General features: G+C 57.8%; 11 protein-coding genes. 10 read left to right on the forward strand and 1 reads right to left on the reverse strand.

The genetic code is table 11. From position 1 onward, the window contains the following. The 4 genes from carA to ACIOMO_RS27180 form a co-directional block, all read left to right on the forward strand. Nucleotides 1–847 (forward strand): glutamine-hydrolyzing carbamoyl-phosphate synthase small subunit (gene carA, locus ACIOMO_RS27165; protein WP_401244563.1); only part of this gene is annotated, 847 nt, incomplete at its 5' end. A 126-nt stretch (nucleotides 848–973) separates the two neighbouring features. Then, complete coding sequence (carB, locus tag ACIOMO_RS27170) at nucleotides 974–4,195, forward strand: carbamoyl-phosphate synthase large subunit (RefSeq protein WP_053117025.1); 3,222 nt, start codon at nucleotides 974–976, stop codon at nucleotides 4,193–4,195. Between the two features lie 2 nt (nucleotides 4,196–4,197). Beyond that, entirely contained in the window at nucleotides 4,198–4,674 is a 477-nt protein-coding gene (greA, locus tag ACIOMO_RS27175) for a transcription elongation factor GreA (RefSeq protein WP_053117947.1), read from the forward strand. A 28-nt stretch (nucleotides 4,675–4,702) separates the two neighbouring features. Continuing rightward, nucleotides 4,703–5,107 (forward strand): MFS transporter, encoded by a 405-nt coding sequence (locus tag ACIOMO_RS27180; RefSeq protein WP_401244566.1) that lies wholly within the window; start codon nucleotides 4,703–4,705, stop codon nucleotides 5,105–5,107. A 9-nt stretch (nucleotides 5,108–5,116) separates the two neighbouring features. On the opposite strand, the gene ACIOMO_RS27185 is transcribed toward ACIOMO_RS27180, so the two are convergent. Beyond that, a complete protein-coding gene (locus ACIOMO_RS27185) occupies nucleotides 5,117–5,425 on the reverse strand; it encodes a YhbY family RNA-binding protein (protein WP_053117027.1) in 309 nt (102 codons plus the stop codon). 101 nt (nucleotides 5,426–5,526) lie between these two features. On the opposite strand from ACIOMO_RS27185, the gene rlmE reads away from it, so the two are divergent. From rlmE to secG, 6 genes are all read left to right on the forward strand, one after another. Further along, on the forward strand, nucleotides 5,527–6,156 hold the full coding sequence (gene rlmE / locus ACIOMO_RS27190; protein ID WP_401244568.1) for a 23S rRNA (uridine(2552)-2'-O)-methyltransferase RlmE: 630 nt from the start codon (nucleotides 5,527–5,529) through the stop codon (nucleotides 6,154–6,156). 203 nt (nucleotides 6,157–6,359) lie between these two features. After that, nucleotides 6,360–8,270, forward strand: a complete 1,911-nt coding sequence (gene ftsH / locus ACIOMO_RS27195) for an ATP-dependent zinc metalloprotease FtsH (protein WP_053117029.1) — start codon at nucleotides 6,360–6,362, stop codon at nucleotides 8,268–8,270. An 8-nt stretch (nucleotides 8,271–8,278) separates the two neighbouring features. Further along, nucleotides 8,279–9,130 (forward strand): dihydropteroate synthase, encoded by an 852-nt coding sequence (gene folP / locus ACIOMO_RS27200; protein WP_401244570.1) that lies wholly within the window; start codon nucleotides 8,279–8,281, stop codon nucleotides 9,128–9,130. A gap of 16 nt (nucleotides 9,131–9,146) precedes the next feature. Continuing rightward, nucleotides 9,147–10,484, forward strand: a complete 1,338-nt coding sequence (gene glmM, locus ACIOMO_RS27205; RefSeq protein WP_053117031.1) for a phosphoglucosamine mutase — start codon at nucleotides 9,147–9,149, stop codon at nucleotides 10,482–10,484. A gap of 65 nt (nucleotides 10,485–10,549) precedes the next feature. Then, on the forward strand, nucleotides 10,550–11,305 hold the full coding sequence (tpiA, locus tag ACIOMO_RS27210) for a triose-phosphate isomerase (RefSeq protein ID WP_053117032.1): 756 nt from the start codon (nucleotides 10,550–10,552) through the stop codon (nucleotides 11,303–11,305). A gap of 4 nt (nucleotides 11,306–11,309) precedes the next feature. Beyond that, nucleotides 11,310–11,696 (forward strand): preprotein translocase subunit SecG, encoded by a 387-nt coding sequence (secG, locus tag ACIOMO_RS27215; RefSeq protein WP_401244573.1) that lies wholly within the window; start codon nucleotides 11,310–11,312, stop codon nucleotides 11,694–11,696. Nucleotides 11,697–11,740: the final 44 nt, after the last annotated feature.

Raw genomic sequence — 11,740 nt, forward strand, 5'->3', positions numbered from 1 at the left:
CCTGTCCGATTACCTGAAAGCCAACAACGTTGTGGCAATCGCCGGTATCGACACCCGCCGCCTGACCCGCATCCTGCGTGAAAAAGGCGCACAGAACGGCTGCATCATGGCCGGCGACAACATCTCCGAAGAAGCTGCAATCGCTGCTGCGCAAGGCTTCCCGGGCCTGAAGGGCATGGATCTGGCGAAAGTCGTCAGCACCAAGAAGCAATACGAATGGCGCTCGACTGTCTGGGATCTGAAGACCGACAGCCACGCGACCATCGAAGCCTCCGAGCTGCCTTACCACGTGGTTGCCTACGACTACGGTGTCAAGGTCAACATCCTGCGCATGCTGGTCGAGCGCGGCTGCCGCGTCACCGTCGTACCTGCCCAGACCCCAGCTGCCGATGTGCTGGCGCTGAAGCCGGACGGCGTGTTCCTGTCCAACGGCCCGGGTGATCCGGAGCCATGCGACTACGCGATCAAGGCGATCAAGGAAGTCCTGGAAACCGAAATTCCGGTATTCGGCATCTGCCTCGGTCACCAACTGCTGGCTCTGGCCTCCGGCGCCAAGACCCTGAAAATGGGCCATGGCCACCACGGTGCCAACCACCCGGTACAGGATCTGGACACTGGCGTTGTGATGATCACCAGCCAGAACCACGGTTTCGCGGTAGACGAAGAAACCCTGCCAGCCAACGTGCGTGCGATCCACAAATCGCTGTTCGACGGCACCCTGCAAGGCATCGAGCGCACCGACAAGAGCGCGTTCAGCTTCCAGGGTCACCCTGAAGCGAGCCCGGGCCCGAACGACGTCGCGCCACTGTTCGACCGCTTCATCAACGAGATGGCCAAGCGACGCTAAGCGTTCGCCTTGAGACTGTAGAGAGAAGCCCCTCGAGGGCGGCCCCGGCACCGGCGGCCCCCTCGGGACTTCAGAAATCGATCAAGACGGCTTGCCGACTGACCTGCGGATTTGAGTGACAAACCCATGCCAAAACGTACAGACATTAAAAGCATCCTGATTCTCGGCGCTGGCCCGATCGTTATCGGCCAGGCCTGCGAATTCGACTACTCCGGCGCCCAGGCCTGTAAAGCTCTGCGCGAAGAGGGCTACCGCGTCATCCTGGTGAACTCCAACCCGGCCACCATCATGACCGACCCGGACATGGCCGACGCGACCTACATCGAGCCGATCAAGTGGCAGACCGTTGCCAAGATCATCGAGAAAGAGCGTCCGGACGCCGTGTTGCCAACCATGGGCGGCCAGACTGCTCTGAACTGCGCCCTGGACCTGGAGCGCGAAGGCATTCTGGAGAAGTTCGGCGTAGAAATGATCGGCGCCAACGCCGACACCATCGACAAGGCTGAAGACCGTTCGCGTTTCGACAAGGCGATGAAATCCATCGGCCTGGCGTGCCCGCGCTCCGGTATCGCCCACAGCATGGAAGAAGCCAACGCGGTTCTCGAAACCCTCGGCTTCCCGTGCATCATCCGTCCGTCCTTCACCATGGGCGGCACCGGTGGTGGCATCGCGTACAACCGTGAAGAGTTCGAAGAAATCTGCGCCCGCGGTCTCGACCTGTCGCCGACCAAAGAGCTGCTGATCGACGAATCGCTGATCGGCTGGAAAGAATATGAAATGGAAGTTGTCCGCGACAAAAAGGACAACTGCATCATCGTCTGCTCGATCGAAAACTTTGACCCGATGGGCGTGCACACTGGTGACTCGATCACCGTGGCTCCAGCACAAACCCTGACCGACAAGGAATACCAGATCCTGCGTAACGCCTCCCTGGCGGTACTGCGCGAGATCGGCGTCGAGACCGGCGGTTCCAACGTGCAATTCGGTATCTGCCCGGACACTGGCCGTATGGTCGTGATCGAAATGAACCCGCGCGTATCGCGTTCCTCGGCGCTGGCTTCGAAAGCCACCGGTTTCCCGATCGCCAAAGTCGCGGCCAAACTGGCTGTCGGCTACACCCTCGACGAACTGTCGAACGACATCACCGGTGGCAAAACCCCGGCGTCCTTCGAGCCGTCGATCGACTACGTCGTCACCAAGCTGCCGCGCTTCGCCTTCGAAAAATTCGCCAAGGCTGACGCGCGTCTGACCACGCAAATGAAGTCGGTTGGCGAAGTCATGGCCATCGGCCGTACCTTCCAGGAATCCCTGCAGAAAGCTCTGCGCGGTCTGGAAGTAGGCGTTTGCGGTCTGGACGAGAAGCTCGACCTGAGCAACCCGGAAAGCATGAGCGTGCTCAAGCGTGAACTGACCGTGCCGGGCGCCGAGCGCATCTGGTACGTGGCAGACGCTTTCCGCGCCGGCATGACCGTCGAAGAAATCTTCGCGATGAACATGATCGACCCTTGGTTCCTGGTACAGATCGAAGATCTGATCAAGGACGAAGAGAAGGTCAAGACCCTCGGTCTGTCCGCGATCGACCGCGACGTGATGTACAAGCTCAAGCGCAAAGGCTTCTCCGATCAGCGTCTGGCCAAGCTGCTGGGTGTGACCGAGAAGAACCTGCGGACTCACCGTCACAAGTTGGAAGTGTTCCCGGTGTACAAGCGCGTTGACACCTGCGCCGCCGAGTTCGCCACCGACACCGCTTATCTCTATTCGACTTACGAAGAAGAGTGCGAAGCCGCGCCGTCGGGTCGCGACAAGATCATGATTCTGGGCGGTGGCCCGAACCGAATCGGCCAAGGTATCGAGTTCGACTACTGCTGCGTTCACGCTGCCCTCGCACTGCGCGAAGACGGCTACGAAACCATCATGGTCAACTGCAACCCGGAAACTGTTTCCACTGACTACGACACCTCCGACCGTCTGTACTTCGAATCGGTAACCCTCGAAGACGTGCTGGAAATCTGCCGCGTCGAGAAGCCGAAAGGCGTGATCGTCCAGTACGGCGGCCAGACTCCGCTGAAACTGGCTCGCGCTCTGGAAGCCGCCGGCGTGCCAATCATCGGCACCAGCCCGGACGCGATCGACCGTGCCGAAGACCGTGAGCGTTTCCAGCAAATGGTTGAGCGCCTGAACCTGCGTCAGCCGCCAAACGCCACCGTGCGCAGCGAAGACGAAGCAATTCGTGCCGCCAGCAAGATCGGTTACCCGTTGGTCGTACGCCCATCCTATGTGCTGGGTGGCCGCGCGATGGAAATCGTTTACGAAGAAGAAGAGCTCAAGCGCTACCTGCGTGATGCGGTGAAAGTGTCCAACGACAGCCCGGTGCTGCTCGACCACTTCCTCAACTGCGCCATTGAAATGGATGTGGATGCGGTCTGCGACGGCAAAGACGTCGTCATTGGCGCGATCATGCAGCACATCGAACAGGCTGGCGTTCACTCCGGTGACTCGGCGTGCTCGCTGCCGCCGTACTCGCTGCCTGCGCACATCCAGGACGAGATGCGCGAACAGGTCAAGAAAATGGCCCTGGAGCTGGGCGTTGTCGGCCTGATGAACGTACAGTTGGCGCTGCAAGGCGAAGACATTTACGTCATCGAAGTCAACCCGCGTGCCTCCCGCACCGTACCGTTCGTGTCGAAGTGCATCGGTGTCTCCCTGGCGATGATCGCTGCCCGCGTGATGGCTGGTAAGACCCTGAAAGAAATCGGCTTCACCAAAGAAATCATCCCGAACTTCTACAGCGTGAAAGAGGCGGTCTTCCCGTTCGCCAAATTCCCTGGCGTTGACCCGATCCTCGGCCCAGAAATGAAGTCGACCGGTGAAGTGATGGGCGTCGGCGACACCTTCGGTGAAGCATTCGCCAAAGCCCAGATGGGCGCGAGCGAAGTGCTGCCGACCGGCGGTACTGCGTTCATCAGCGTACGTGACGACGACAAGCCACTGGTTGCAGGCGTGGCCCGTGATCTGATCAACTTGGGTTTCGAAGTGGTTGCCACTGCCGGTACTGCCAAGCTGATCGAAGCCGCAGGTCTGAAAGTGCGCCGTGTGAACAAGGTGACCGAGGGTCGTCCGCACGTGGTCGACATGATCAAGAATGACGAAGTCACGCTGATCATCAACACCACCGAAGGTCGTCAGTCGATCGCTGATTCGTACTCCATTCGTCGTAATGCCCTGCAGCACAAGATCTACTGCACCACTACCATTGCTGCTGGCGAAGCTATCTGTGAAGCGCTGAAGTTCGGTCCGGAAAAGACCGTGCGCCGCTTGCAAGATCTACACGCAGGATTGAAGGCATGAGCATAACCAAATACCCAATGACTGTTCAGGGCGCCAAAGCCCTGGAAGAAGAACACACTCACCTGACCAAGGTCGTCCGTCCGAAGCTCAGCCAGGACATCGGCACGGCTCGCGAGCTGGGTGACTTGAAGGAAAACGCTGAATACCATGCCGCGCGCGAACAGCAAGGCATGGTCGAGGCGCGGATTCGTGACATCGAGGGCCGGATTCAGAATCAGGTCATCATTGATGTCACGTCGATCCCGCACACTGGCAAAGTGATTTTCGGTACGACCGTGGAAATCGCCAACGTCGAGACGGATGAGCGCGTTACTTACCACATCGTGGGTGAGGACGAGGCTGACTTCAAACTCGGCAAGATTTCCGTCGGTTCGCCACTGGCCCGCGCCTTGATTGCCAAGGAAGAGGGTGATGTGGTGGCGGTTAAAACGCCTGGTGGCGTGATCGAGTACGAGATTGTCGAAGTCCGTCACATCTGAAAAAGGGCGCCCGCTGCACGCGGGCGCCATGCTTTGGCAACTGGCCCAGATGTTATGGGTCGGCGGTCTATGGCTTATTCATCTCGGTTTGCAGCCGGCACTGGGCAAAATTGGCCTGGCGCCGCTGCTGATCGATGAAGTAGCCGCTGCATTTGAAGTGCTGGTAGTGGGATTTGCCGCCGCTTGCGTGATATTTCAGGCTTTGGTGCTGATACAGGCCGAAGGCCTTGCCAGTCTATGGCGGGATTTTCGCGGGCAGGTGCTGCTGATGGCGTTGTACGCGTGCGCGATGTTTGTCGCGGGGCGTGTCGGCTGGCCGGAGGCGCAGCGCTGGCAGGAATTCAGTTTTCTGATTCTGGGCTTTTCCGGTTTGATACTGGTAATGCAACCGGTGCCGGGGTGGAGTGTCAGGGTGCGCGAAGCACACCCTTGACCCCTGTCATCACTTGAAGCGATGAACGTTCGACAGTTGCTTGTTGGCGCTGAAGTTCTTGCGATACACCAGTGCCATCTTGCCGATGACCTGTACCAGATCCGCTTTGCCGACCTTGCACAGCTCTGCGATTTGCGCCAGGCGCGCTTCGCGATCAAGGATGGTGAGCTTGATCTTGATCAGCTCGTGATCCGCCAATGCACGTTCAAATTCGGCTAACACACCTTCAGTCAAACCATTGTCGGCTACCGTCAAAACGGGTTTCAGATGGTGGCCAATGGATTTGTACTGTTTCTTCTGCTCTTGAGTGAGCGGCATAATCTGACCCTTTCGTCTGGATTCTGTAAAATGGCGGCCATTTTACCCGAGGGCTCGTGGATCCGCCCAATTAATCACGACCCTAATTATCGAGGTGCCCAATGGCGCGTTCCAAGACAAGCCTTGGTTGGCTGAAAAGACATGTTAATGACCCGTATGTGAAGCAGGCCCAGAAGGATGGCTACCGCTCGCGTGCGAGTTACAAGCTTCTGGAAGTCCAGGAGAAGTACAAGCTGATCCGTCCCGGCATGAGCGTTGTCGACCTGGGCGCAGCACCTGGCGGCTGGTCGCAGGTCACCAGCCGGTTGATCGGCGGTCAGGGGCGTCTGATCGCCTCGGACATTCTGGAAATGGACAGCATTCCGGACGTGACCTTTATTCAGGGGGACTTTACCGAGGACGTGGTGCTCGCGCAGATCCTTGAGGCGGTAGGTAATTCGCAGGTGGACCTTGTGATTTCCGATATGGCCCCCAATATGAGTGGTACGCCCGAAGTGGACATGCCCAAAGCCATGTTTCTTTGTGAACTGGCGCTAGACTTGGCGGAGCGAATCCTCAAGCCGGGCGGTAATTTTGTAATCAAGATTTTTCAGGGTGAAGGGTTCGATACCTACCTGAAGGATGCTCGCAAGAAGTTCGACAAGATCCAGATGATCAAGCCGGACTCTTCTCGAGGCACCTCCCGCGAGCAATACATGCTGGCTTGGGGCTACCGCGGGCGTAGTGAGTAAAACGGAGTTTTTTTGGCGGGATGATAGGTTTTTCGTATTTCGCCCCGAGCGCATTAGCGAATATTGTGTAGAAAGTGTTTCACAAAGGGTTACAGACGGCGCCTGCCAGAGCCGTAGGTAATGTAGTAAGTTAGGCCGGTGAATATCATGCGAAGCGCGCGCCAGTAGCGGAGCTTGCTTCAGAGGGTAGTTAATTGAACGATATGGCAAAGAATCTGATCCTGTGGTTGATCATCGCGGCTGTCCTGGTGACAGTGATGAACAACTTCTCCAGCCCTAACGAGCCGCAGACCCTCAACTATTCCGACTTCATCCAGCAGGTCAAGGATGGCAAGGTCGAACGCGTAGCGGTTGATGGCTATGTGATTACCGGCAAACGCAACGATGGCGACAGCTTCAAGACCATTCGTCCGGCGATTCAGGACAATGGCCTGATCGGCGATCTGGTCGACAATCACGTTGTGGTTGAAGGCAAGCAGCCTGAACAGCAAAGCATCTGGACCCAGCTTCTGGTGGCCAGCTTCCCGATCTTGGTGATCATCGCGGTGTTCATGTTCTTCATGCGCCAGATGCAGGGCGGTGCCGGGGGCAAGGGCGGGCCGATGAGCTTCGGCAAGAGCAAGGCGCGCCTGCTCTCCGAAGATCAGGTAAAAACCACGTTGGCTGACGTTGCTGGTTGCGACGAAGCCAAGGAAGAAGTGGGCGAGCTGGTTGAATTCCTCCGTGATCCGGGCAAGTTCCAGCGCCTGGGCGGTCGTATTCCTCGCGGTGTGCTGATGGTCGGTCCTCCGGGTACCGGTAAAACCTTGCTGGCCAAGGCGATTGCCGGCGAAGCCAAAGTGCCGTTCTTCACCATTTCCGGTTCTGACTTCGTCGAGATGTTCGTCGGTGTCGGTGCCAGCCGTGTGCGTGACATGTTCGAGCAGGCGAAGAAACACGCGCCTTGCATCATCTTCATCGACGAAATCGACGCCGTCGGCCGCCATCGTGGCGCCGGCATGGGTGGCGGTCACGATGAGCGTGAGCAGACTCTCAACCAGTTGCTGGTTGAGATGGACGGCTTCGAAATGAACGACGGCATTATTGTTATCGCTGCAACCAACCGTCCTGACGTACTCGACCCTGCGCTGCTGCGTCCGGGCCGTTTCGACCGTCAGGTTGTGGTCGGTCTGCCGGATATCCGTGGTCGCGAGCAGATCCTCAAAGTACACATGCGCAAAGTGCCAATGGGTGACGACGTCGCTCCGGCCGTGATCGCACGTGGTACTCCGGGCTTCTCGGGTGCTGACCTGGCTAACCTGGTCAACGAAGCGTCGCTGTTCGCTGCACGTAGCGGCAAGCGCATCGTCGAGATGAAAGAATTCGAACTGGCCAAAGACAAGATCATGATGGGCGCCGAGCGCAAATCGATGGTCATGTCCGAGAAAGAAAAGCAGAACACTGCTTATCACGAAGCTGGCCACGCCATTGTGGGTCGCGTCGTGCCTGAGCATGATCCGGTTTACAAGGTGTCGATCATCCCGCGTGGTCGTGCGCTGGGTGTGACCATGTTCCTGCCGGAAGAAGATCGCTACAGCCTGTCCAAGCGCGCACTGATCAGTCAGATCTGCTCGCTGTACGGCGGCCGTATTGCAGAAGAAATGACACTGGGCTTCGACGGTGTTACCACCGGTGCTTCCAACGACATCATGCGTGCCAGCCAGATTGCACGGAACATGGTGACGAAATGGGGCCTGTCGGAAAAACTCGGTCCGCTGATGTACGCCGAAGAAGAGGGCGAAGTGTTCCTCGGTCGCGGCGGTGGTGGTCAGGCTGCCAGCTTCTCCGGTGAGACTGCCAAGCTGATTGACTCCGAAGTGCGCAGCATCATTGATCAATGCTACGGCACGGCCAAGCAGATCCTCACGGACAACCGTGACAAGCTCGATGCCATGGCTGACGCTCTGATGAAGTACGAAACGATCGATGCTGAACAGATCGACGACATCATGGCCGGTCGCACACCTCGCGAACCTCGCGACTGGTCGGGTGGCACGGGTACACCGCCGCCGCCTCCGGTTGTTCAGGATGAGCGTCCGGAAACACCGATTGGCGGTCCGGCTGCTGACGTTTAAGGTTTGAAATGACTTTTGCACAGTCCCTGACCCGGTTGCCTTGCGGCAACCGGGTTCTTGATTTGTCCCATACGCATGTCATGGGCATTCTCAATGTCACTCCCGATTCCTTTTCCGATGGCGGCCGATACAGCCAGCTCGACGCTGCCCTGCGCCACGCCGAAGCCATGGTCGCCGCTGGTGCGACGCTGATCGATGTTGGCGGCGAGTCGACCCGACCCGGTGCGCGTGCGGTTTCGCCGCTCGAAGAGCTTGAACGCGTCGCGCCAATCGTCGAGCTGATCAATCGCGAACTTGATGTGATTATCTCGGTTGATACCTCGACGCCTGCCGTGATGCGCGAAACGGCGCGGCTCGGTGCTGGTCTGATTAACGATGTCCGTTCATTGCAGCGTGATGGTGCACTGGATGCAGCAGCGGCGACCGGTTTGCCGGTGTGCCTGATGCATATGCTGGGTGAGCCTGGTGACATGCAGGACAATCCGCACTATCAGGATGTCACTCGGGAAGTCGGTGAGTTTCTCGCTGAGCGCATGACGCAATGTGCGGCTGCCGGTATTCCTGCCGAGCGAATCATTCTCGACCCGGGGTTTGGCTTCGCCAAAACCTTGCAGCACAATCTAAGCTTGTTCAAGCACATGGAAGCCCTGCATGCGTTGGGCCGGCCGCTGCTGGTGGGCGTTTCTCGTAAAAGCATGATCGGGCAGGCGCTGAATCGTCCTGTCGGTGAGCGGCTGCACGGCGGTTTGGCACTGGCGGCACTGGCGTCGCTGAAAGGTGCGCGTATATTGCGTGTCCATGATGTGGCGGAAACGGTAGACGTGGTGCGGATGCTCGCGGCCGTGGAATCAGCTGAATAAGAATGATGGAGCACTTATGAGCAAGAAATATTTTGGTACTGACGGCATTCGTGGTCGAGTCGGTGAATACCCGATTACTCCTGACTTCATGCTCAAGCTCGGCTGGGCTGCCGGCATGGCGTTCCGCAAGATGGGCGCCTGCAAAGTGCTGGTTGGCAAGGACACGCGGATTTCCGGCTACATGTTCGAATCGGCGCTTGAAGCCGGCCTGACCTCTGCGGGTGCCGATGTGATGCTGCTGGGCCCGATGCCGACGCCGGCCATCGCTTATCTGTCACGTACGTTCCAGGCCGAAGCAGGCATTGTGATCAGTGCCTCGCACAATCCGCACGACGATAACGGCATCAAGTTTTTCTCCGGCAAAGGCACCAAGCTGCCAGATGAGCTGGAGCTGATGATTGAAGAGTTGCTCGACACACCGATGACGGTGGTTGAGTCGAGCAAGATCGGCAAGGTGTCGCGTATCAACGACGCATCCGGTCGTTACATCGAATTCTGCAAAAGCAGTGTGCCGACCGGTACCAGCTTCTCCGGGCTGAAAATTGTTATCGACTGCGCCCACGGTGCGACCTACAAGGTAGCGCCTAGCGTGTTCCGTGAGCTGGGTGCTGAAGTGGTGGTGCTGTCGGCGCAACCTAATGGCTTGAACATCAACGACAACTGCGGCTCGACCCATATGGGCCAGTTGCAGGCGGCGGTGCTGGCTGAGCATGCTGATCTGGGTATTGCCTTCGATGGCGACGGTGATCGCGTGTTGATGGTCGATCACACCGGTGCCATCGTTGATGGTGACGAGTTGTTGTTCATCATCGCCCGTGACCTGCATGAGCGCGGCAAGCTGCAAGGCGGCGTGGTTGGTACCCTGATGAGCAACCTGGGTCTTGAGTTGGCGCTGGCGGAGCTTTCAATTCCGTTTATTCGTGCCAATGTCGGCGACCGCTATGTGATTGCTGAATTGCTCGAGCGCAATTGGCTGGTCGGTGGTGAAAATTCGGGGCACATCGTCTGCTTCAACCACACCACGACCGGTGATGCGATCATCGCGGCGTTGCAAGTGCTGATGGCGCTCAAGACCCGTAACGAGGGTCTGGCGCAAAGCCGTCAGGCGCTGCGCAAGTGCCCTCAAGTGCTGATCAACGTGCGTTTTGGCGGCGGCGACAATCCGCTGGAGCATCCTGCTGTCAAGGAAGCCAGTGCGCGTGTAACCCAGGCAATGGCGGGTCGTGGTCGTGTGCTTTTGCGCAAGTCCGGGACAGAGCCTCTGGTGCGCGTCATGGTCGAAGGCGAGGACGAAACGCAGGTTCGCAGCTACGCCGAAGAACTGGCAAAACTGGTAACTGAAGTTTCTGCCTGATTCGGCTTGCAAGGCATGATTGTGTTGGGTAACATCTGCGCCCACTTTGACCGACGAGGTACAGCATGCGTCGCCCTATGGTAGCTGGTAACTGGAAGATGCACGGTACCCGCGCCAGCGTCGCTGAGCTGATCAACGGCCTTCGTCATCTGGCCTTGCCAAGCGGTGTTGATGTCGCGGTATTCCCGCCTTGCTTGTATATCAACCAAGTGGTTGATGGCTTGAAAGGTAAATCGATTTCGGTCGGTGCGCAGAATTCTGCGGTGGAATCCATGCAAGGTGCATTGACCGGTGAAATTGCACCGAGTCAGTTGGTGGATGCAGGTTGTTCCCTTGTGCTTGTCGGGCACTCCGAACGCCGCCAGATAATGGGCGAGCGAGACGGGATGCTGAATCGCAAGTTCGCAGCGGCACAGGCATGTGGCTTGATTCCGGTGTTGTGTGTAGGGGAAACCCTCGAGCAGCGCGAAGCCGGGAAAACTCTTGAGGTTGTCGGGCGTCAGCTGGGCAGCATCATCGAGGAGCTGGGTGTTGGTGCTTTTGCAAAAGCAGTCATTGCTTACGAGCCTGTCTGGGCCATTGGCACCGGACTGACTGCAACGCCGCAACAGGCGCAGGATGTGCATAAAGCCATTCGCGAGCAGTTGGCGGCAGAGAATTCTGAAGTCGCACGAGGTGTGCGGCTTCTATACGGCGGCAGCGTGAAGGCGGCCAATGCGGTCGAACTGTTCGGCATGCCGGATATCGATGGGGGGCTCATTGGTGGAGCTTCCCTGAATGCAGATGAGTTCGGTGCGATCTGTCGCGCCGCGGGAAACTGAAAAAATGCTGGAAACAGTCGTAGTCGTTTTTCATATGCTGGGTGCATTGGGCGTAGTTGCTCTGGTTTTGCTGCAGCAGGGTAAGGGTGCGGACGCTGGCGCGTCTTTAGGAGCAGGTGCTTCAAATAATGTGTTCGGAAGCCAAGGTTCCTCTACCTTTCTTAGTAAGTTTACTGCTATACTTGCCGCCGGTTTCTTCATAACCAGCTTAGGGTTAGGTTACTTTGCTAAAGAGAAAGCTCATCAGCTGACTCAAGCAGGTTTGCCAAACCCGGCAGTGTTGGAAGTACCTAAGCAACAACAACCGGCTTCTGATGATGTCCCGGTGCTTCAAGAGCAAAAGTCGGCTACTCCAGCGACTGACGTACCTCCAGCTCAAGAGCAGAAGTAAGAAGGGTTTCAAACGTAGTTTTGCCGAGGTGGTGGAATTGGTAG

It is taken from the genome of Pseudomonas sp. NPDC087804 (assembly GCF_044742965.1).
In the GTDB taxonomy this organism is placed as follows: Bacteria; Pseudomonadota; Gammaproteobacteria; order Pseudomonadales; family Pseudomonadaceae; genus Aquipseudomonas; species Aquipseudomonas rustica.